Below are 21,227 nucleotides of genomic sequence, written 5' to 3'. Positions count from 1 at the left end.
GGTGGACCGGGCGCGTAAAGCGCCCGTTTTTGTGCCTGGACTTACCGTTTTGCAGTCTTGCGGCTGGTGCCGCTGCGGGCTCCGGCGCGCAGGCTCAGCGCGCTGCCGGCGCGGCGCGGAATGCCGTGGCCGCTGGTGGTGGCGCGTTTGTTGGACGGCCGCATGGGCTTGCCCTTCTTGTTGAGTTCGTCCTGGGGGACGTAACGCTTCTTGGCGGGCGCGGGCTCTTCGGACTCGCTGCGGCGCGGGCGCTTGGCAAGGGTCCGGCCTTCGGCGGCCAGCTTCTTGGGCGTGTACGGCTCCGAGGCGCGGCGCTTGGCGGGGGCTTCGGGCTCCTGGGCGGCCAGCGCGGCGGGCTTGATATTGCCGGGCAGCGGGCGGAACAGGATCAAGGTCTTGCCCAGGTGATGCACGGGCGCGCACGATAGCGTGTCGCAGATCGTGGCAAGCATGGCGTCACGGGCCTCGCGGTCGTCGCCGCCGGCGCGAACCTTGATGAGGCCATGCGACGTCAGCGCCCGGTCGATTTCCTTCAGCACGGCGTCGGTCAGGCCGTTGTCGCCAATCAGGACGACAGGGCGCAGAGGGTGAGCGGCGGACCGCAGGTCGCTGCGCTCACGAGAGGTAAGTTCTAATATAGGCATGCGTGGAATTGTACGGTAATGGCCAAGAATAAATTCTCTAAAGACTGGATTCACCAGCACATCAACGATCCCTATGTGAAGCTGGCGCAACAGAAGGGCTATCGCGCCCGCGCCGCCTTCAAGCTGATCGAGATTCTCGACACCGAAAAGCTGCTGCGCCGCGGCGATCTGGTCGTCGACCTGGGCTCCGCGCCCGGCAGCTGGTCACAGGTGGCGCGCGAACGGCTCGCGGGGCCGGGCGGCGTCGTGGACGGCCGCATTATCGCGCTGGACATCCTGCCCATGGAACCCGTGGCAGGCGTGGAATTCATCCAGGGCGACTTCCGCGAAGACGAAGTCTTGAAACAATTGGAAGACATGGTCGGAACCCGTGCGGTGGACCTTGTTATTTCCGACATGGCCCCCAACTTGTCCGGGGTGGGTATTGCCGATGCCGCGCGCATCCAGCATGTGTGCGAATTGGCAATGGAATTTTCCTGCGCCCACCTCAAGCCCAACGGGGCGCTGATCGTCAAGGCATTCCACGGCACTGGCTTTTCGCAGATCGTCGAATCCTTCAAAAAGCGCTTTCGCCGGGTGGTTGAACGCAAACCGAAGGCGTCACGGGACAAGTCCTCTGAAACCTTTCTGGTGGCGCGCGATCTGAAGTAACCCTTCCGTATCCATCCGGGGCAAAGTGCCCTGGCCAAGAAATCCCCGTCCCGCCGAGACAACGACCAGAAAACTCAAGAATCAAATGTAATTAAATGGGCCCCACGGCTGCCAGGACGCAACTCCGTCCTACAGGTTAGAATGGGCTATTGACATACTTGTGACTGTGCCATACGCGGGTGCACAGTCGCCGGTCGGAATCGAAAGCAGGAGATCGACCTTGAACAATTCATTTTCCAAAGTCGCTGTCTGGATGGTGATAGCCCTGGTGCTGTTCACCGTCTTCAAACAGTTCGACGGACGCGCTCAGACCCAGGACGGCGTGACCTACACGCAGTTCATGGACGACGCCAAGGCGGGACGCATCCGCAAGGTCGACGTTCAAGGCGACGTGCTGTACGTCACCCCGGACGCGGGCCGCGCCTACACGCTGACTTCGCCCGGCGATCTCTGGATGGTCTCCGACCTGCTGAAGTACGGCGTGCAGGTGTCGGGCAAGCCGCGTGAAGAGCAGTCGCTCCTGATGAGCATCTTCGTGTCGTGGTTCCCCATGCTGCTGCTGATCGGCGTCTGGGTGTTCTTCATGCGCCAGATGCAGGGCGGTGGCAGGGGCGGCGCGTTCAGCTTCGGCAAATCGCGCGCCCGGATGCTCGACGAGAACACCAACCAGATCACCTTCGCCGACGTCGCCGGCTGCGACGAAGCCAAGGAAGACGTCCAGGAACTGGTCGACTTCCTGCGCGACCCCAGCAAGTTCCAGAAGCTGGGCGGCCGCATTCCGCGCGGTGTGCTGATGGTGGGCTCGCCCGGTACCGGCAAGACGCTGCTGGCCAAGGCCATCGCCGGCGAAGCCAAGGTGCCGTTCTTCAGCATCTCCGGCTCGGACTTCGTTGAAATGTTCGTCGGCGTGGGCGCGGCCCGTGTCCGCGACATGTTCGAAAACGCCAAGAAGCACGCGCCTTGCATCATCTTCATCGACGAAATCGATGCGGTCGGCCGCCAGCGTGGCGCCGGTCTGGGTGGCGGCAACGACGAGCGCGAACAGACGCTGAACCAGATGCTGGTTGAAATGGACGGCTTCGAATCCGGCCAGGGCGTCATCGTGATCGCCGCGACCAACCGTCCCGACGTGCTGGATCCGGCGCTGCTGCGTCCGGGCCGTTTCGACCGCCAGGTTGTCGTGCCGCTGCCAGATATCCGTGGCCGCGAGCAGATCCTGAAGGTTCACATGCGCAAGGTTCCGCTGTCGCCCAACGTCGACGCGACCATCCTGGCGCGCGGCTGCCCGGGCTTCTCCGGCGCCGACCTGGCCAACCTGGTCAACGAAGCCGCGCTGTTCGCCGCCCGCCGCAATGGCCGCACGGTGGATATGTCCGACTTTGAGAAGGCCAAGGACAAGATCATCATGGGCGCCGAGCGCCGCTCCATCGTGATGCCCGAAGAGGAACGCAAGAACACCGCGTACCACGAGTCCGGCCACGCGATCGTCGCGCGCATGCTGCCCAAGACCGACCCCGTCCACAAGGTCACCATCATCCCGCGCGGCCGTGCGCTGGGCGTGACCATGCAGCTTCCGGAGACGGACCGCTACAGCATGGACAAGGGCCGCCTGCTGTCCACGATCGCCGTGCTGTTCGGCGGCCGTATCGCGGAAGAGATCTTCATGGACCAGATGACGACGGGCGCCTCGAACGACTTCGAACGCGCCACCGCCATCGCCCGCGACATCGTCACGCGCTACGGCATGACCGACGAACTGGGCCCCATGGTCTACGCCGAGAACGAAGGCGAAGTCTTCCTGGGCCGCAGCGTCACCAAGACCACGCACATGTCCGAAGCCACCATGCAGAAGGTGGACACCGAGATCCGCCGCATCATCGACGAGCAGTACGGCGTTGCGCGCAAGATCCTGGAAGACAACCGCGACAAGGTCGAAGTGATGACCGCCGCGCTGCTCGAATGGGAAACCATCGACGCCGACCAGATCAACGACATCATGGAGGGCCGCCCCCCGCGTCCCCCGAAGACGCCGCAAGGCCCGTCGGATACGTCCGATACGCCGCCGACCGGCCTGGCTGCAGGCGGCAACACGGCAGCTGCGGTCTGAGGTCCTTCGTTCTGGGTTATGGCAAATAACTTCCTTTGCGGGCGCTTCGAGTTTGATCTCGAGCGCCCGCTTGTCATGGGCATCGTCAATGTCACGCCCGACTCGTTTTCCGACGGCGGCCAGCACGACGATACCGATTCCGCGGTGGCGCATGCGCGCCGGCTGATCGACGAAGGCGCGCAGATACTGGATCTGGGCGGCGAGTCCACGCGGCCCGGCGCAGACCCCGTGTCCGTGTCCGACGAACTGGACCGGCTGCTGCCGGTGGTCGAGGCGCTGCGCGACTGCGGCGTGCCGCTGTCCATCGACACCTTCAAGCCGGAAGTCATGCGCGCCACGCTGGACGCGGGTGCGGACATGATCAACGACATCTATGGGTTCAGGCAGCCGGGCGCGATCGAGGCCGTCTCGCAATCGCGCTGCGGCCTGTGCGTCATGCACATGAAAGGCGAGCCGCGCACCATGCAGGCGGCGCCGCCCGAGTACACCGACCTGATCGGTGAAATTGGCCTCTTCCTGGGGGCACGCGCGCAAAAGCTGCGCGCGGCCTGGATCGATCCTCGGCGCATCGTGCTGGACCCGGGTTTCGGGTTCGGCAAGACGGCCGACCAGAACTTTCAACTGCTGCGCCGGCTGTCCAGCCTGCGCAGCACCGGTTATCCATTGCTGATCGGCCTGTCGCGCAAGAACATGATCGGCCAGGCCACCGGCCGGCCGGTCGGCGACCGGCTGCCCGGCAGCATTGCCGCCGCGCTTGCCTGCGTCGCGCGTGGCGCCTCCATCGTGCGCGTGCACGATGTTGCGGCCACCGTGGATGCGCTTAAGGTATGGCAGGCGGCTGAACAAGGAGCTATCAGTTCATGATTCGACGCAAATATTTCGGTACCGATGGCGTACGCGGTGAAGTCGGCGGTCCGGTGATCAACGCCGAATTCGCGCTGCGGCTGGGCTACGCGGCTGGCCGCGTGCTGGCGCGCGAGCACGCGGTGCGCGGCGCGACGCGCCCGCAGGTCGTCATCGGCAAGGACACCCGGATTTCCGGCTACATGCTGGAATCCGCGCTGGAGGCGGGGCTGTCCGCCGCCGGCATCGACGTGCTGCTGGCCGGCCCGATCCCCACGCCCGCCGTGGCCTACCTGACCCGCGCACTGCGCCTGGTCGCCGGCATCGTCATCAGCGCATCGCACAATCCCTACCAGGACAACGGCATCAAGTTCTTCTCGGCGCAGGGCATGAAGCTGCCCGACGACATCGAAGCCGATATCGAGGCCGCGCTGGACGAGCCGCTGGGCTGCGTCAGCTCCGAAGGCCTGGGGCGCGCGCGTCGCATGGGCGATGCCCAGGGCCGCTATATCGAGTTCTGCAAGAGCACTTTCCCCAACGATCTGGACCTGAACGGCATGACCATCGTGGTCGACGCCGCGCACGGCGCCGCCTACAACATCGCCCCGCACGTCTTCCGTGAGCTGGGCGCCGAAGTCCACGCGATCGGCGTGAACCCGGACGGCTTCAACATCAACAAGGGCGTGGGCGCGCTGCACCCCGAGCTGCTGGCCAAGGAAGTCAAGGCGCGCGGTGCCCAGCTTGGCATTGCGCTGGACGGCGACGCCGACCGCCTGCAGATGGTCGACGGCGAGGGCCGCATCTACAACGGCGACGAGCTGATGTACGCCATCGTGCGCGAGCGCATGCAGCGCGGCAAGGTCGAAGGCGTCGTGGGCACGCTGATGACCAATTTCGGCTTCGAGCGCGAAATGAAGCGACTGGGCGTGGGCTTTGACCGCGCCAACGTCGGCGACCGCTACGTTCTGGAACAGATGCAGTCGCGCGGCTGGCTGTACGGCGGCGAAAGCTCCGGTCACCTGCTGTGCCTGGACTGCCACTCCACCGGCGATGGCATCGTGGCGGCCTTGCAGGTCCTGACGGCGCTGCGCCGCAATTCGGCTGCGCTGGGCGATTGGGTCAGCGATCTGCGCATGTATCCGCAGAAGATGATCAATGTGCCGCTCACGCCCGGCATGGACTGGAAGACGCACCCCGGTCTGACGGCGGCGCGCCAGGCGGTCGAAGCCGAACTGGACGGCCGCGGCCGGATCCTGATCCGCGCTTCGGGGACGGAACCCAAGCTGCGTCTGATGGTCGAGGCCGAAGACGAGGCGCTGGCGACCAATTCCGCCGAGAAGCTTGCGCAAAGCCTGGGGTAAACCCTGAGTTTTCGTTTTAATATGTGGGCCACGCGTCGAAATTCGCCGCGTGGCCTTTGTTTATATGCGTTTTCTGTACCGGCCTAATCTTCATAGTCACGTAACATATTGGTCAAGTCATTGACATACAGGGCGTCCACACTGGCTGGACTCTCTAGGAGCTTCGCGCAATGCTGGAATTAGCACGCATCAACCCGAGCCGCAGTACCGCAGAACCCTGGACGGGTGCCGCCCCCAAAGTCCTGGCGGTCGGCCTGGCGCGTACCGCCGAAGAAATAGAGCAGATTCAACGCCTGCGCTATGACGTCTTCACGGAAGACATGGGCGCCGTCTTTCCAGATGCGCAGGATGGCATCGAACAAGACCGCTTCGATCCGTTCTGCGAACACCTGATGGTGCGCGAGCTCGACACGGACCGCGTCGTCGGCACCTATCGGATCCTGACCCCCGAAAAAGCCCTCGAAGCCGGCGGCTATTACTCGCAATCGGAGTTCGACCTGTCGGGTCTGGGCGCCATCCGCGACGAAGTCGTCGAGGTCGGCCGCTCGTGCACCCACGCGGATTACCGGGGCGGGGCGGTCATCATGCTGCTGTGGTCCGGCCTGGCCGAATACCTGCGCCGCGGCGGTTACGAATACGTGCTGGGTTGCGCCAGCGTCAGCCTGCGCGACGACGGCGTCACCGCAGCCGAAGTCTGGCGCACGGTTGCCAAGCAGATGCCCCAGGGTACTGAGCCGCGTGTCACGCCGCTGCACCGCTACCCGGTCGAAAAGCTCAACAGCACCCTGCCGGCCCGCGTGCCGCCGCTGATCAAGGGTTACCTGAAGCTGGGCGCCAAGGTTTGCGGCGAACCCGCCTGGGATCCGGATTTCAACGCCGCCGACTTTCCGGTCCTCTTGAAGATGGAGCGCATGGACGAGCGCTACCGCCGCCACTTCGGCCTGGATCAGCCGGCCGTCCTCAATACTCAGCGCTAGACGCCACTACCATGCGCCGCCTGCTCCGCCGAATGACTATCAGACTGATACGGCGGGCCACCCGGCCGCTGCGCATGGAACTCAGGCGGCTCGATCGCGAAACCGATCTGTCGCCATTTTGAAGCGCCGGGGCGGCCAGGCCGCCCCGCGCGGCCGCTTCAGAACTCCAGCAACTCGAACGAAAACCCGACCTTGTTCCACTCGGCTTCTTCCGCGCGCAGCGTGAAGTCGCTGAGCGGATGTTCGGCCAGCCATTCGCGATTGACGCGCACCACGATGGAGTTGTCGCGGACCGAGGCGGTCAGCGGCAGGGGCTCGATCTCGCCGCGGCGGCGGAACAAAAGCACGGCCAGACGCAGAGCCAGAATGGCTTTCCACTGCGGGCGCGACCGCACCAGGGGTTCCAGCTTGACCAGCTTGCCCTGGTGACCCAGCGCCAGCAGGGCCAGCAGTTGCTGGTCCGCGCGCGAGAAGCCGGGCATGTCTGCGTTTTCGAGCACGTAGGCGGTGTGCTTGTGATACGCGTTGTGCGCGATCGACAGGCCCACTTCGTGCAGGTCTGCCGCCCAGCCGAGCGCGGGCCGCAGTTCGGCGCGTTCCTGGCCTTCCGGGAACATCGCATCGAACAGGGTGAGGGCGGCGTGGCGCACGCGGCGCGCCTGGTTCACATCGACGTGATAGCGCTTCATGAACTGGCGCACCGATTCATCGCGCTTGTCGTGCTCGTCGTCGCGGCCCAGCAGGTCGTACAGCACGCCCAGCCTCAGCGCGCCGTCGCCGGTGTGCATGACGTCGATGCCCAGTTCGTCGAACAACGCGCTCATGATGGCCAGGCCGCCCGGTAGCACGTCGGCGCGCTCGATCTTGATGCCGGGCAGCTCGGACGGAATGACGCGGCCCGAGCGCACGAGGCGGTCTTTCAGCTTGTTCAGCCCCACGCGCGTGATGCCGCGGTTGGAATAGCCGCCTTCGGTCAGGATGGCAAAGAGCGCCTTGGCCGTGCCGGAAGAGCCATACACTTCTTTCCAGCCCGTCTTGCGGTACTGCTTGGCGATGACTTCGATCTCGCGGCGCGCGGCCAGTTCGGCCTGTTTCATCTGGTGGGCGTCCACCACGCCGTCCGAGAAGAACTGGCGGCTGTAACTGACGCACCCCATGTAAAGCGAGGACATCAGACCGGGCTCGAGCCCCTTGCCGATGATGACTTCGGTGGAACCGCCGCCGATGTCGATGATCAGGCGCTTGTTGGGGGAGGGGGGCAGGGTGTTGACCACGCCCGTGAAGATCAGGCGGGCCTCTTCGCGGCCGGCGATGACTTCGATCGGAAACCCCAGCGCGGCTTCGGCCCGGGGCAGGAAGTCCCGCGTGTTGCGGGCGACGCGAAAAGTGTTGGTGGCCACCGCGCGCACCCGATTGGGGTGAAAGCTGCGTAGCCGTTCGCCAAAGCGTTCCAGCACGGCGATGGCGCGGTCGATGGCGTCGTCGCTAAGCCGTTTATCGGCATCCAGGCCGGCGGCCAGCCGGACGGTTTCCTTGAGGCGGTCGATCTGGTAAATCTGGGGCGTACCGTCCTGCTGAACGATGCGTCCGATGGAGAGGCGAAAGCTGTTGGACCCGAGGTCCACCGCGGCCAGAAGTTGATCCATGCGGCTCGTGATATTGGCTGTGAGGTGGACCGATTATAGAGACCCCATGTGACAACGCCTTCGGCTTCGGGTTTTTGCTTATGGAACAGGCGCTTGCAAGCGTCAGGCCGATGCGCCATACGTCCCGTATTTGACGTACCCTTAGCGAATGGGCGCTGTCATAGAACCGTCACTCTTTTGCAGTAAAACTTCACGCTCTCTTTTCGTATGGAATCCGGTATGCCCACACGTCCGCCAGGCGAGCCTCTGCTCATGAATCGCGAATTGTCGCTGCTCAAGTTCAATGAACGGGTGCTGGCGATGGCGGAGAACCCCAAGACGCCGCTGCTCGAGCGGCTGCGCTACGTGTGCATCGTCAGTTCCAACCTGGACGAGTTCTTCGAGATCCGGATTTCCAGTTTGAAAGAGCAGCAGCGCCAGTCGCCCAACCTGGTCGGACCGGACGGCATGACGCCGGACGAGGCTTTCGACTGCGTTCAGCAGGCCGTGCATGAATTGGTGGGCCGCCAGTACAACCTGCTCAACGACGACATCCTGCCGGCGATGCACGCCGAGGGCATCGCGCTGCATCACGCTTCCGAATGGAACGCCGCGCAGCAGGAATGGGCGCGCGACGTGTTCCATCGCGACGTGATGCCGCTCTTGACGCCCATCGGGCTGGATCCCGCGCATCCGTTTCCGCGCGTCTACAACAAGAGCCTGAATTTCATCGTGTCGCTGGCGGGCGCCGATGCCTTCGGCCGTCAGGCATCGATCGCCATCGTCCAGGCGCCCCGGGCCCTGCCGCGTCTGATCAAGATGCCCCAGGAACTGTCGGGGCAGCCCGAAGGCTACATCCTGCTGACCTCGCTGCTGCGCGCCTTCGTGGGCGAGCTGTTTCCGGGCCTGGAAATGCTGGGCTGCTATCAGTGGCGCGTCACGCGCAACAGCGATCTCTTCGTGGACGAGGAAGAAGTCACCAACCTGCGCCATGCGTTGCAAGGCGAGTTGTCGCAGCGCAACTTCGGGGCGGCCGTCCGGCTGGAGATCGACAAGCTGACGCCGGTTGAGCTCGAAACGTTCCTGCAGCGCGAGTTCTCGCTCAAGGCGGACGACACCTATCGTGTGCCCGGCCCGGTGAACCTGTCGCGCCTCATGCAGCTGTGCAATTCCGCGGCGCGCCCGGATCTGCTGTTTCCCGACTATCGCGCCCCGGTGCCCGCGCCCTTTGACCGGGTCGGCGACAAGCCGGCCGATCTCTTCGAAGCGGTGGCCGAGTGCGACCGCCTGCTGCACCACCCCTACCAGTCGTTCCAGCCCGTCATCGATTTCCTGACCGCGGCCGCGCTGGATCCCGACGTGATGGCCATCAAGCAGACCATCTACCGTACCGGCGAGGACTCCGAGCTGATGAAGATCCTGCTGGCGGCCGCGCGCGCCGGCAAGGAAGTGACGGTGGTCGTGGAGCTGATGGCGCGATTCGACGAACAGACCAACATCAACTGGGCCTCAAAGCTCGAAGAGGTGGGGGCGCATGTCGTCTACGGCGTGGTGGCGCACAAGACGCACGCCAAGATGGCGGTCGTGCTGCGCCGGGAAAAAGGGCGTCTGCGCCGCTACGCCCACCTGGGCACCGGCAACTACCATCCCCGCACGGCGCGGCTGTACACCGATTTCGGACTGCTGACCGCCGATCCCAAGCTGTGCGAGGACATGGACAAGGTGTTCGCCCAGCTGACCGGCCTGGGCGCGCGGCGGGCATTGAAGTCGCTGATGCAGTCGCCGTTCACCCTGCACGAGGGCATGGTGTCGCTGATCCGCGCCGAGGCGCGCGCCGCCAAGGCGGGCAAGCGGTCGCGCATCATGGCCAAGATGAATTCGCTGCTCGAAGAGCAGATCATCGCCGAGCTCTACAAGGCCAGTCAGGCGGGCGTGAAGATCGACCTGATCGTGCGCGGCGTCTGCGCCCTGCGCGCCGGGGTGCCGGGCTTGTCGGAGAACATCCGTGTGCGTTCCATCGTGGGCCGCTTCCTGGAGCACTCCCGCGTCTTCTATTTCTATGCCGAGGGCGAAGAGACGGTGTACCTGTCGTCGGCCGACTGGATGGACCGCAATTTCTTCCGGCGCGTGGAAATCGCTTTCCCGATCTATGACAAGACGCTCAAGAAGCGCGTCATCGACGAAGCATTCACCTATGCGCTGCGCGACAACCAGCTCGCCTGGCAGCAGCAACCCAGCGGCGACTACGCGCGCGTCAAAAGCCGCCGCGAGCCCTTCAACCTGCACCAGTTCCTGATGCAGAAGCTGGGCGTGTAACACCGGCACGGCGGCAAACCGTCCCTGATATTTCACCAGGTGCCGACCGCCGCGCCATGCCGGTCCCCGAGCTTGAGCATGGCCCCGGCCAGCCCATTTCCGCAGTGGAAATGGGCTTTTTCATTCGGGGACGGGCTTGCCAATGCAGCTGAACGAATCTGGCTTGCCGGTCGGTCACTGGGGATCATGACTGTCATGGTCTTGTCACGTTGGGCTCCTAAGATGCGAGGGTCGCTGAAAGACAGGCAGCTAAAAAGCCTGCCAAGACTCCTTTAACGAGCACAGAAGGAACCCAGATGTTCAAACGTGTCTTCAAGCAAGTTTCCGTGGGCGTCGCGCTGAGCGCCGCCGTTTTCGCTGTCCAGGCCGCCAACGTGACCGGCGCCGGCGCATCGTTCCCGTACCCGGTCTACGCCAAGTGGGCGTCCGACTACAAGGCTGCGACCAACAACGCGGTCAACTACCAGTCCATCGGTTCGGGCGGCGGCCAGCAGCAGATCATTGCAAAGACCGTCGACTTCGGCGCCTCGGATGACCCGATGAAGGCTGCCGACCTGGAAAAGCACGGCCTGCTGCAATTCCCCGCCGTGATCGGCGGCACCGTTGCCGTCGTGAACGTCGACGGCGTCGAGCCGGGCAAGCTGAAGCTGTCGGGCAAGGTCCTGGCCGACATCTTCCTGGGCAAGGTCAAGAAGTGGGACGACGCCGCCATCAAGGCGCTGAACCCTGACCTGAAGCTGCCGTCGGCCGACATCATCGTCGTGCACCGTTCGGACGGCTCGGGCACCACCTTCGGCTGGACGAACTACCTGTCCAAGGTGTCGCCGGAGTGGAAGTCGCAAGTCGGTGAAGGCAAGGCCGTCAAGTGGCCCACCGGCCAGGGCGGCAAGGGCAACGAAGGCGTCGCCGCCTACGTCGGCCAGCTGAAGAACTCGATCGGCTACGTCGAATACGCCTACGCCAAGCAGAACAAGCTGGCCTGGACGCAACTGCAGAACAAGGACGGCAAGTTCGTCCAGCCCGAGCAAAAGGCGTTCGCCGCCGCGGCCGCCAACGCCGACTGGAAGAGCGCGCCGGGCATGGGCGTGGTCCTGACCGACGAGCCGGGCGCCGATTCGTGGCCCGTCACCGCCGCTACCTTCATCCTGATCCACAAGTCGCAAGACAAGCCGGCTCAGGGCAAGGCGGTGCTGGAATTCTTCGACTGGGCCTTCAAGAACGGCGCCAAGTCGGCTGAAGCCATGGACTACGTGCCGCTGCCGGAAGCCGTGACCAAGGAAATCCGCGCCGCCTGGGGCGAAGTGAAGTCCGCCGACGGCCAGGCTGTCTGGAAGTAAATCAGTAACGCGCGGCCCCGACGCCACCTGGCGGGCGGGGCCGCCGCCTGTAATTCGACCTACCTGCTTTTCCCCCCAGGTTTCCTAAGGAAAGTCCATCCATGAGCGCGGTAATGGATAATAGTGTGCCGCTTCCGCCCAGCGTGGCGGATTCCGTGACTACCGGCACGCCTTCGCCTATGAAGCAAACAAAAAACGCGCTGATGGATGCGCTGTTCAAGAATCTGACCCGCCTGTTCGCCTTCCTGGTGTTCATTCTGCTGGCGGCAATTCTTATCTCCCTCATCTATGGCAGCCGCGAATCGCTGGCCAAATACGGCCTGTCGTTCCTGTGGCTCAATGACTGGGATCCGGTCAATTCCAATTACGGTGCGGTCGTGCCGATCATCGGTACGTTGCTGACGTCCGCGATCGCGCTGATCATCGCCGTGCCGGTGTCGTTCGGCATCGCCATCTTCCTGACCGAACTGTCGCCGACCTGGCTGCGCCGCCCGCTGGGCACCGCCATCGAAATGCTGGCGGCCATCCCGTCCATCATCTACGGCATGTGGGGCCTGTTCGTCTTCGTGCCCGTGTTCCAGCAGTACGTGCAGCCGTTCCTGATCGCGACGTTGGGCAATCTTCCCATCATTGGCGGACTGTTCGCGGGTCCGCCGTTCGGCATCGGCATCTTCACCGCCGGCCTGATCCTCTCGATCATGATCATCCCGTTCATCGCCGCCGTGATGCGCGACGTGTTCGAGCTGGTCCCCGCGATGCTCAAGGAATCGGCGTACGGCCTGGGCAGCACGACCTGGGAAGTGATGTGGCGCGTGGTCCTGCCCTTCACCAAGTCGGGCGTCATCGGCGGCATCATGCTCGGCCTGGGCCGCGCGCTCGGCGAAACCATGGCCGTGACCTTCGTCATCGGCAATGCGTTCAAGTGGTCCGGCTCGCTATTCTCGCCCGGCAACTCCATCGCCTCGGCGCTCGCCAACGAATTCAACGAAGCGGGCGGCATCCAGAAGGCGGCGTTGCTGGAACTGGGCCTGATCCTGTTCCTCATCACGACCATCGTGCTGGCCCTGGCCAAGGCGCTGCTGGTCCGCCTGTCCGCTGGCGAAGGCAAGAAGACCTGACGCCCGGAAGCACAAGGAAAAACCATGGCTGAATCCGTACTCAACATGCAGAACGGCATCTATCGCCGGCGCCGCGTGGTCAATCGCATCATGCTCGCCGTGTCGATGACGACGCTGATTTTCGGCCTGTTCTGGCTGTTCTGGATCATTATCACGTTGCTGATGAAGGGCGCGCCCGCGCTGTCGTACACGCTCTTCACCGAAATCACGCCGCCGCCGGGCCAGGCGGGGGGCTTGCTCAACGCCATTCTCGGCAGCGTGATGATGGCTGGCGTCGGCACGCTGATCGGCACGCCGGTGGGCATCCTGGCCGGCACCTACCTGGCTGAATACGGCCAGCGCGGCTGGCTGGCGCCCGCCACGCGATTCCTGAACGACGTGCTGCTGTCCGCGCCGTCGATCATCATCGGTCTGTTCATCTACGCCGTGTACGTGGCGCAGGTGGGGCATTACTCCGGCTGGGCCGGCGCGATTGCGCTGTCCATCCTGGTGATTCCCGTCGTGGTCCGCACCACCGACAACATGCTGCTGCTGGTGCCCAACAGCCTGCGCGAAGCCACCGCCGCGCTGGGCTGCCCGAAGTGGCGCATGATCACCATGGTGTGCTATCGCGCCGCCAAGTCCGGCATCATCACCGGCGTGCTGCTCGCCATCGCCCGCATCTCCGGCGAAACCGCGCCGCTGCTGTTCACCGCGCTGTCGAACCAATTCATGTCGCTGAACATGAACGGGCCGATGGCCAACCTGCCGGTCGTCATCTACCAATACGCCGCCAGCCCCTTCAAGGACTGGAACAACCTGGCCTGGGCCGGCGCGACGCTGATCACGCTGCTGGTGTTGGGCATCAACATCATCGCCCGCAACTTGTTCCGCAAGTAAAGATCGCTATCCCGGCGCGCCAGCCGCGCCGGAGCCAAGGGAAATGCAATGGAAAACACCGCTACCGCAGTCAAGAACAAGCTCGAGGTCAAGGACCTGAACTTCTACTACGGCAAGTTCCACGCGATTCGCAACGTGAACATGTCGATCCAGGAGAAGAAGGTCACCGCCTTCATCGGCCCGTCGGGCTGCGGCAAATCGACCCTGCTGCGCACGTTCAACCGCATGTTCGAGCTCTACCCCGGCCAGCGCGCCGAGGGCGAAATCCTTCTGGATGGCGAAAACCTGCTGACGGCCAAGACCGACATCTCGCTGATCCGCGCCAAGGTCGGCATGGTCTTCCAAAAGCCCACGCCGTTCCCCATGAGCATCTACGACAACATCGCCTTCGGCGTGCGTCTGTTCGAACGCCTCTCCAAGGGCGAGATGGACGAGCGCGTGGAATGGGCGCTGAGCAAGGCCGCGCTGTGGAACGAAGTGAAGGACAAGTTGCACCAAAGCGGCAACAGCCTGTCCGGCGGCCAGCAGCAGCGCCTGTGCATCGCCCGCGGCGTCGCGATCAAGCCTGAAGTCCTGCTGCTCGACGAGCCGTGCTCGGCGCTGGATCCCATCTCCACTGCCAAGATCGAAGAGCTGATCGCCGAACTGAAGAACGATTACACCGTCGTGATCGTGACGCACAACATGCAACAGGCCGCGCGGTGTTCGGACTACACCGCGTATATGTACCTGGGCGAACTGATGGAATTCGGTCAAACCGACCAGATCTTTGTTAAGCCCTCGCGCAAGGAAACCGAGGACTACATCACGGGCCGCTTCGGCTGACCGCAGGGTCGGGCGCAGCGCACGCCAGACACCAGTTTCTGGTATAGTCTCCACCCTTCGGGGCGTAGCGCAGCCTGGTAGCGCATCTGCTTTGGGAGCAGAGGGTCGTGAGTTCGAATCCCACCGCCCCGACCAATATTCATGCGGGTCTCCGGATTTCCGCAGTGCAAGAAAAGACGATTGGTGGCCCATCCTATGGACCACCAATCGGTAGGACAAAAAAAATGGCCCCAAGCTCACAAAGCTTGGGGCCATTTTGTTCCGTCCCTTCCTCCTACTGCCGCGGGATCTTCGCGTCTTCGATCAGCTTTTGCCATTGCGCATCGCTGCTCGCCACGAACTGCCCAAACGCCGTGGGCGAGGTGGGCGGGCTGACCTTTACGCCCAATTCCTTGAACCGTGCCTGGATCTCCGGCTTGGCCATGACGCGGCTGAACGCGGCGTTCAATGTCTGGACGATGGGTTCCGGCGTATTCGACGGTGCAAAAATTCCGGTCCAGAAGTAATAGTCCATCCCGTTGAGTTCCGGCGTTTCACCCGCCGACGCCAAGTCCGGGTTGCCGATATCGCGGTCGCGGCTCATGACGCCCACGCCCGTCACGCGCCCGCTTTTGATCAGTTCAAGCAGGGCGGGCAGCCCAGAGACCGCGATATCCACATTGCCGCCGATGACATCGGTCGCGATCTTCGAGGCGCTTGCATAGGGAATGAAGGTGATGTCCGTACCGGTGGTGAGCTTGAAACTCTCCATGGCGATGGCGGGCAGCGAGCCGACGCCCGTGGCGCCGTAGGTCAGCTTGCCCGGGTTGGCCTTGGCGCGCGCAATCAGGTCGCCGAACGATTTCACGCCCAGGTTCGGATTCGCCACCACGCCGACGCCGCTTGTGCCCAGCGGCGCGACGGCGGCCAGGTCGCGATAGGTGTACTTGGCCGACGATTGCAGAATGGGTGCGATCACGACGTCGGACACGATGCCCATCAGTACCGTGTACCCGTCGGGCTTGGCGTTGACGGCGCGCGTGACGCCGATGATGCCGCCGGCTCCCGCGACGTTCTCGATGACGACGGTCTGGCCCAGCTCGCGGCCCAGTTCGGGGGCGATGATGCGAGCGAACGTGTCCACCGAGCCTGCCGGCGCGTAGCCCACGATGAGCTTGATGGGATGGGCGGGGTAGGCCTGCGCATGCGCCGCGCTCGTTCCTCCCAACACAAGGGCTCCCAGCAGCGCCGCGCTGGAAAGGGTTCGGATGTTCATGGTTGTCTCCCGTTGTTGTCGTTTGTGTTGTTTCAGCTTTGCAGCCAGTTCAGGACGCGTTGGAATACCTCGTCGCTATTACGGTCCATCATCGGCAGGTGCGAATTGCCCGCGATGCCGCTGGCGGGCAGGTCCAGCACCGTTACGTCGGCGCACCCCCGTATGGAATCCAGGTAACGCTCGGCTTGTTGGCGGTAGCCGACCCAGTGCGATCCCGACGGTTCGATGAAGTCGCCCCACACAACAAGATGCGGCGGCAGCGCTTCAATCGGCGCCGCTTGCGGCATGCCGCCGGGCTCCACGCCCACCACCCGGCGCACCGCGCTTGGCCGGCGGCGCGCAATTTCGGCTGCAAAGCCCGCGCCTTGGCTGTGGGCCACGATATGGCAATGTCCCACCCGGTCGATCAACGCTTCATAGGCCGCGAGGATCATGGACTCGTGGCCCGGCCAGCGCGGCACCCATTGATTGGCGAACGCGTCGAACGCCTCGGTGGGAAACTGTTGCCCTGCATAGGCTTCGCGCCGCGCAGGGTCCGGGTCGTAGACAGGCCCGATGCGAAACGTCGTCCAGGCCTCGCGCTTGGTGCGAAAGACGGGCGCCTCGCGATACACCTGCGGGAACCGTGCCCATGACGAACGGCCCCGTTCCACCGCATCGCTGACCAGCACGTCGTAACCGGCCTCCAGGAATTTCCACAGCCAGCCGTTGCGGCCATCGGGGGTCGTTTCCCAGGTGCAGCCGGTCATGCCCCCGCCATGCCACAGCAGCACCGGATCCGGATGGCGGGGTTGCGCCAGGCGGTACTCCTGGACATACATCTGCCCATAGACCTGTTCTCCGTTCGGGTTGACCTCGCGCGGCAATCCGTTCAGGACCATGCTGCGATATTCGACCGGCAGGCCTTCCAGCACGGCGGTTGCGCCGCCCACGAAGAAGCTGCTCATCGATTTCAGGAAAATGCCCTTGCCTTGTGGATTCATGATGGCTCGTCGAAGTGATGCCGGCATGTTCGGCCAGCGCGTATAGTTACGTCTATCGAAAAAATTTCAACGATTATTGATCTATGCGAATCAATTACGATCTGGAAGATATCCGCGCGTTCTGCTGCGTGGCGCGCATGGGTCAGTACACGTCGGCCGCCGCGTTGCTGTGCGTCACGACGTCGGCCTTGAGCCGGCGAATCGCGAAGCTGGAATCGGAAATTGGCGGGCGTTTGTTCGAACGCACGACGCGCAGCGTGGTGCTGACGTCGGTGGGCCGCGCGCTCTACGAGCGCGTGCTGCCTATCGTGACGCAGATGGATGCCAGCCTGACCGAGGCAGCCCGCCGCGCGCGGGGGCACGAAGGCACGCTGATGGTGAGCACGGTGGCTTCGGTAGGTTATTCGGTGCTGCCGAAGGTGCTGCCCGAGTTCTATGCACGGCATCCGCAGGTGTACCTGTCGATCCGCGACGGCAACGCCACCGTCACGACGGGCCTGGTTGAAGAACGCGAGGTGGAATTCGGCATCACCACGCCGGTGTCATTCGGCCCCACCCTGGAGGCCGAGCGCATCGCCACCTATGGCTTTAACCTGGTGTACGCCGAGCGTTCTGCGCTGGCGCCACGCAGCCGCAAGCTGTCGTGGAAAAAGTTGCCCGGCCTGCCGGTGGTGGGACTGAATCCGGTCAGTTCCACCCGCCTGCAGATCGACAGCGTCCTCAATGCTCGCGGGCTGGAGTTGCCCTGGACCATCGAAGTGGATCAGCTGGCCACCATGATCGGGCTGGTGCAGTCGGGCAATTTCGTGACCATCATGCCGGCATTGTTCGAGGCGCATGGTTATGGCCTGAAGTCGATTCCGGTGCTGGATCCCGACATTACGCGGGATGTTTACATCGTGCGCCGGCGTGACAGCACGCCGACGCCCCAAGGCCAGTATCTGATGGAACTCGTGCGCGCCTACCTTGCGCGTTGAGTCACGCCAATTGATTCGGCGGTTGCCTGCCGGCAAGCTGCAGCGCAAGCGCCGCCATCAGCCCACGGTGAGCTTGTCTTCCACGCTGATGACGCTTGGCGCGCTCCATGCGGCCTGCTCGGCGACGCGCCTGTCGGCCAGGCTATTCACTTTTCCCATCAGCGTGACGTGCCTGTCGTGCACGGCGACTTGAATATCGTGTGCTTCAAGCGCGGCGCTTCGTTTCAACGCGTCCTGAATTCGCTGTTTCACATCGCTGATCTGCGCGTTGTTCGACAACTTGATCTGGTTTGCGACGCCCTTGACGCCGGATAGGCGGCGAATGGCGCTTTCGGCCGCCACGCGTTGGAAGTTCCAACTGACCTCTCCGGTCAAGGTCACCCAGCCGTGTTGCACCTTGACCTGCACCTTGTTGTCGGGGATGGACACATTCCAGCCGATACTGGTGATCGCGCGTTTGGCCAGCTCTTCGTCCGAGTTTCCTTGCTCGTAGCCGGTTCGGACTTCGAGCTCCTGCGCGATGCCTTTGACGCCTTTCACGTGTGCGGCAATCTTCTCTGCGTCGTACTTTTCGCTGAACGTGCTGACATGCCCCGTCAGCGTTACGACCCCTTGGGAAGCCGCGACCCCGATGCCGGTCGCATCGACGCGGGGATCGAACTCCAAGGCGTCCAGCACGTGACGGCGAAGTTCTTCGTCTTTCATGATGGCTCTCCTGTCGGAATAAGGGACGAGTTAAGGGGTACGCGTGTTCCGCGTGGCGCACCCGGATTCGGCGCTCTTCGCATCGATTTTCCCGGGGCAGGGCGAGTCAGTATTGACGATCGTCAATGGAAAAATGGGGTGCGTTTTGTGCCGGGCGTTCGGGGGCGACGCGTGTACGCCCGCCAAGCGGGGCTCGTCTGTGCCCCAGCCAACGATTCGATGAACGGGTGGTTGGAAAATTCGTGATTTTCGTCAACAAGGCGCCGTGGCGCCGGTTCATGATGGGCTATCCCGCCGCGTCGGGCGGCGAATGTCCAGGAGGCCATCATGCAGCAACCCGCCAAAACTCCCCCGCCGAAAGCCAGAAAAGAAGAGGCGCGCCAGAAGGAAGACGCCGTGGCACAGCGGCAGAAGGCCGAAATGGCCGAGTCGCTGGGACGGCACAAAAATACTGGCCAGAAAGATCACAAGGGCGCGCGTTGATATCCGTGCGGGTCACGGCCTGGCAACACAACTGGCTGGGGACGCAAGAGATCATGAACATTCTCTTCAGAAACCGGCGCGAGGCCGGGCTGTTGCTCGCGCGGCAATTGGCCCGATATGCGGGGCGGCAGGATGTGATCGTGTTGGCGTTGCCGCGAGGCGGCGTGCCGGTGGGATTCGAAGTCGCGGCCGAGCTGGATGCCCCCCTGGACATCAAGGTGGTGCGAAAGATCGGCATGCCGGGGCATCCCGAATACGCCATCGGCGCGATCAGCAGCGATCAATCTCTGTTCCAGACCAGGGAAATTGAGGCCTACGGCGTCGATCCAAAAGCGATCGAGTCCATCGTGTCGCGTGAACGGAAAGAAATCGAGCGCCGTGAATCGGTCTATCGCGCGGGGCGGCCACCGCTTCCATTGCAGGGAAAGGTCGTCATCGTGGTGGATGACGGCCTTGCGACGGGTTCGACCATGCGCGTGGCGCTTCAGTCCGTACGCAAGAATAATCCCGCGTGGGTTGTTGCCGCCGTGCCCGTTGCCGCAGCCGAAATCAGGCAAGCGCTTGAGGGCGAAGCGGACGAAGTCGCGTGCCTGCATACGCCGACGCCGTTCTATGGCGTCGGGCAATGGTATGCGGATTTTGAACAGACTGCGGACGACGAGGTCTTGCATCTGCTGCACGAAGCGCAGCGCCGGCATCCGCCCGCCGCGTCGACGGCGACTTCTTCGTCGCGCAACGGCTGATGCCCCCTGGTCCAGCCTTTGGAGTGCACATGGAAACCCCCATCGATGCTCATCCCGCCACGCTTGCCCGACTGTCTGCGGCAGCGCGGCCGCTTACGGGAGCAATGACGGACTATGACGCGCTTCTTGAACATATCGGCGGCGCGCGCTTCGTGCTGATCGGCGAAGCGAGTCATGGCACGCACGAATTCTACGAAGAACGGGCTCGCATTACGCAGCGGCTGATCGCCGAAAGGCGATTCTCTGCGGTGGCGGTCGAGGCGGATTGGCCCGATGCCTATCGCGTCAACCGATACCTGCGCGGCCAGGGCGACGACAATGCCGGCGAGCAGGCCTTGGCGGGGTTCAAGCGATTTCCAACGTGGATGTGGCGCAATACCGAGGTCGTCCGGTTCGTGGAGTGGCTTCGGTCGTTCAACCAATCGTTGCCCGCAAACGCTGCGCCCGTCGGCTTTTATGGGCTCGATCTATACAGCCTGTTCACGTCCATTGCAGAAGTGCTGAAGTACCTGGATGAGGTCGACCCGGATGCTGCGCGTGATGCGCGTCAGCGTTACGCCTGCTTCGATCATTTCGGCAGCAGTAGCGAGCGCTATGGCTACTTGGCGCACCATGGCCTGTCGGCGTCGTGCAGAGACGCCGTGATTGCGCAAATGCAGGATCTCAATGCCCATGCGGCCGAATACATGCGGCGCGACGGCCAAGCGGCAAGCGATGCGCTTTTTTACGTGCAGCAGAACGCGCGCCTGATCGCAAACGCCGAGCAGTATTACCGAACCATGTTCGACCAGCGCGTTTCTTCCTGGAATCTGCGGGATCGGCACATGATGGAAACGCTTGATGCGCTAGCCAAACATTTGCCTCGGACAGAAGACGGCCTGCCACCAAAGATCGTGGTGTGGGAGCACAATTCTCATGTGGGCGACGCGCGCGCCACGCAAGTGGGCCAGTCCGGCGAGTTGACCGTTGGACAGTTGGCGCGTGAGTCCTATGGCGACCAGGCGTTTCTGATCGGACTGACGACCTACCAGGGCAGCGTGACGGCGGCGGCCGATTGGGACTTGCCCGCCGAGCGCATGCGGGTGCGCCCTGGCCTGCGGGGAAGCTACGAATCGCTGTTCCATGAGACGGGCCTTAGCCGCTTCATGTTGCCGCTCAACAGCGATCGAGAGGTGATGCGGGCGCTGTCGACGTCCCGCCTGGAGCGCGCCATTGGGGTCGTCTACCGTCCGGAAACGGAACGAGGCAGCCATTACTTTTACGCCTGCCTGCCACGGCAGTTCGACTGCGTGCTGCATCTTGACGAGACGCGAGCGGTTGAACCTCTGGAATGGGGCGACACCTGGAAATTGGATGAGGCGCCAGAAACCTTCCCGGCAGGCGTCTAGCGGCGCCGGC

The 21,227-nt window shown here is 63.6% G+C and carries 19 protein-coding genes and 1 tRNA gene; 15 read left to right on the top strand and 5 right to left on the bottom strand.

Features of this window, described 5'->3' with window-relative positions; translation table 11 throughout:
* Nucleotides 1-41: 41 nt before the first annotated feature.
* Entirely contained in the window at nt 42-644 is a 603-nt protein-coding gene (locus V6V88_RS20490; RefSeq protein WP_056326834.1) for a YhbY family RNA-binding protein, read from the bottom strand.
* An 18-nt stretch (nt 645-662) separates the two neighbouring features.
* On the opposite strand from V6V88_RS20490, the gene V6V88_RS20485 reads away from it, so the two are divergent.
* The 5 genes from V6V88_RS20485 to V6V88_RS20465 all read left to right on the top strand — a co-directional run bounded on the left by V6V88_RS20485 (nt 663) and on the right by V6V88_RS20465 (nt 6,583).
* The gene (locus V6V88_RS20485) at nt 663-1,295 is read left to right on the top strand and encodes an RlmE family RNA methyltransferase (protein WP_056326836.1); all 633 of its coding nucleotides are present in this window, start codon (nt 663-665) and stop codon (nt 1,293-1,295) included.
* 220 nt (nt 1,296-1,515) lie between these two features.
* Nucleotides 1,516-3,402, top strand: coding sequence for an ATP-dependent zinc metalloprotease FtsH (gene ftsH / locus V6V88_RS20480; RefSeq protein ID WP_062841739.1), 1,887 nt, complete (start codon nt 1,516-1,518; stop codon nt 3,400-3,402).
* Between the two features lie 18 nt (nt 3,403-3,420).
* On the top strand, nt 3,421-4,266 hold the full coding sequence (gene folP, locus V6V88_RS20475; protein WP_056326840.1) for a dihydropteroate synthase: 846 nt from the start codon (nt 3,421-3,423) through the stop codon (nt 4,264-4,266).
* Entirely contained in the window at nt 4,263-5,606 is a 1,344-nt protein-coding gene (gene glmM / locus V6V88_RS20470; RefSeq protein ID WP_056326842.1) for a phosphoglucosamine mutase, read from the top strand. The genes folP and glmM overlap by 4 nt, the downstream gene beginning before the upstream one ends.
* Nucleotides 5,607-5,776: 170 nt before the next feature.
* The gene (locus V6V88_RS20465) at nt 5,777-6,583 is read left to right on the top strand and encodes a GNAT family N-acyltransferase (RefSeq protein ID WP_056326843.1); all 807 of its coding nucleotides are present in this window, start codon (nt 5,777-5,779) and stop codon (nt 6,581-6,583) included.
* Nucleotides 6,584-6,741: 158 nt separating this feature from the next.
* On the opposite strand, the gene ppx is transcribed toward V6V88_RS20465, so the two are convergent.
* Nucleotides 6,742-8,229: an exopolyphosphatase gene (gene ppx / locus V6V88_RS20460; protein WP_056326846.1), complete on the bottom strand. Its 1,488-nt coding sequence runs from the start codon at nt 8,227-8,229 to the stop codon at nt 6,742-6,744.
* Between the two features lie 219 nt (nt 8,230-8,448).
* Between ppx and ppk1 the strand changes: the two genes are divergently transcribed.
* The 6 genes from ppk1 to V6V88_RS20430 all read left to right on the top strand — a co-directional run bounded on the left by ppk1 (nt 8,449) and on the right by V6V88_RS20430 (nt 14,818).
* Nucleotides 8,449-10,524 (top strand): polyphosphate kinase 1, encoded by a 2,076-nt coding sequence (gene ppk1, locus V6V88_RS20455; protein ID WP_056326848.1) that lies wholly within the window; start codon nt 8,449-8,451, stop codon nt 10,522-10,524.
* Nucleotides 10,525-10,820: 296 nt separating this feature from the next.
* Complete coding sequence (pstS, locus tag V6V88_RS20450) at nt 10,821-11,861, top strand: phosphate ABC transporter substrate-binding protein PstS (RefSeq protein WP_062841744.1); 1,041 nt, start codon at nt 10,821-10,823, stop codon at nt 11,859-11,861.
* Between the two features lie 101 nt (nt 11,862-11,962).
* Complete coding sequence (gene pstC, locus V6V88_RS20445; protein ID WP_056326851.1) at nt 11,963-12,979, top strand: phosphate ABC transporter permease subunit PstC; 1,017 nt, start codon at nt 11,963-11,965, stop codon at nt 12,977-12,979.
* Between the two features lie 24 nt (nt 12,980-13,003).
* Nucleotides 13,004-13,858: a phosphate ABC transporter permease PstA gene (gene pstA, locus V6V88_RS20440; protein ID WP_062841745.1), complete on the top strand. Its 855-nt coding sequence runs from the start codon at nt 13,004-13,006 to the stop codon at nt 13,856-13,858.
* Between the two features lie 48 nt (nt 13,859-13,906).
* A complete protein-coding gene (gene pstB / locus V6V88_RS20435) occupies nt 13,907-14,683 on the top strand; it encodes a phosphate ABC transporter ATP-binding protein PstB (RefSeq protein ID WP_056326853.1) in 777 nt (258 codons plus the stop codon).
* A gap of 58 nt (nt 14,684-14,741) precedes the next feature.
* A tRNA-Pro gene (locus V6V88_RS20430) sits at nt 14,742-14,818 on the top strand.
* 139 nt (nt 14,819-14,957) lie between these two features.
* Here V6V88_RS20430 and V6V88_RS20425 read toward each other — a convergent pair.
* Both V6V88_RS20425 and V6V88_RS20420 read right to left on the bottom strand, forming a co-directional pair.
* Nucleotides 14,958-15,938: a tripartite tricarboxylate transporter substrate binding protein gene (locus tag V6V88_RS20425; RefSeq protein WP_056326855.1), complete on the bottom strand. Its 981-nt coding sequence runs from the start codon at nt 15,936-15,938 to the stop codon at nt 14,958-14,960.
* 32 nt (nt 15,939-15,970) lie between these two features.
* A complete protein-coding gene (locus V6V88_RS20420; RefSeq protein WP_223576473.1) occupies nt 15,971-16,921 on the bottom strand; it encodes an esterase in 951 nt (316 codons plus the stop codon).
* 83 nt (nt 16,922-17,004) lie between these two features.
* Between V6V88_RS20420 and V6V88_RS20415 the strand changes: the two genes are divergently transcribed.
* Nucleotides 17,005-17,898, top strand: coding sequence for a LysR family transcriptional regulator (locus V6V88_RS20415; protein ID WP_062841747.1), 894 nt, complete (start codon nt 17,005-17,007; stop codon nt 17,896-17,898).
* Between the two features lie 57 nt (nt 17,899-17,955).
* Here the strand turns inward: V6V88_RS20415 and V6V88_RS20410 are convergent, their stop codons facing one another.
* On the bottom strand, nt 17,956-18,603 hold the full coding sequence (locus V6V88_RS20410; RefSeq protein WP_056326861.1) for a BON domain-containing protein: 648 nt from the start codon (nt 18,601-18,603) through the stop codon (nt 17,956-17,958).
* A 327-nt stretch (nt 18,604-18,930) separates the two neighbouring features.
* Between V6V88_RS20410 and V6V88_RS20405 the strand changes: the two genes are divergently transcribed.
* The 3 genes from V6V88_RS20405 to V6V88_RS20395 are packed head-to-tail and all read left to right on the top strand — an operon-like array spanning nt 18,931 to nt 21,217.
* On the top strand, nt 18,931-19,086 hold the full coding sequence (locus V6V88_RS20405; protein ID WP_155739284.1) for a hypothetical protein: 156 nt from the start codon (nt 18,931-18,933) through the stop codon (nt 19,084-19,086).
* A gap of 53 nt (nt 19,087-19,139) precedes the next feature.
* Nucleotides 19,140-19,829, top strand: a complete 690-nt coding sequence (locus V6V88_RS20400; RefSeq protein ID WP_223576471.1) for a phosphoribosyltransferase family protein — start codon at nt 19,140-19,142, stop codon at nt 19,827-19,829.
* Nucleotides 19,830-19,858: 29 nt separating this feature from the next.
* Nucleotides 19,859-21,217 (top strand): erythromycin esterase family protein, encoded by a 1,359-nt coding sequence (locus tag V6V88_RS20395; RefSeq protein ID WP_338616130.1) that lies wholly within the window; start codon nt 19,859-19,861, stop codon nt 21,215-21,217.
* Nucleotides 21,218-21,227 lie beyond the last annotated feature (10 nt).

The sequence above is a fragment of the Achromobacter sp. E1 genome (assembly GCF_037039475.1).
GTDB classification, from domain to species: Bacteria; Pseudomonadota; Gammaproteobacteria; order Burkholderiales; family Burkholderiaceae_B; genus Achromobacter; species Achromobacter mucicolens.
Note: the sequence above shows the minus strand (reverse complement) of the source record. Positions and strands in the feature narration are given on the sequence as shown.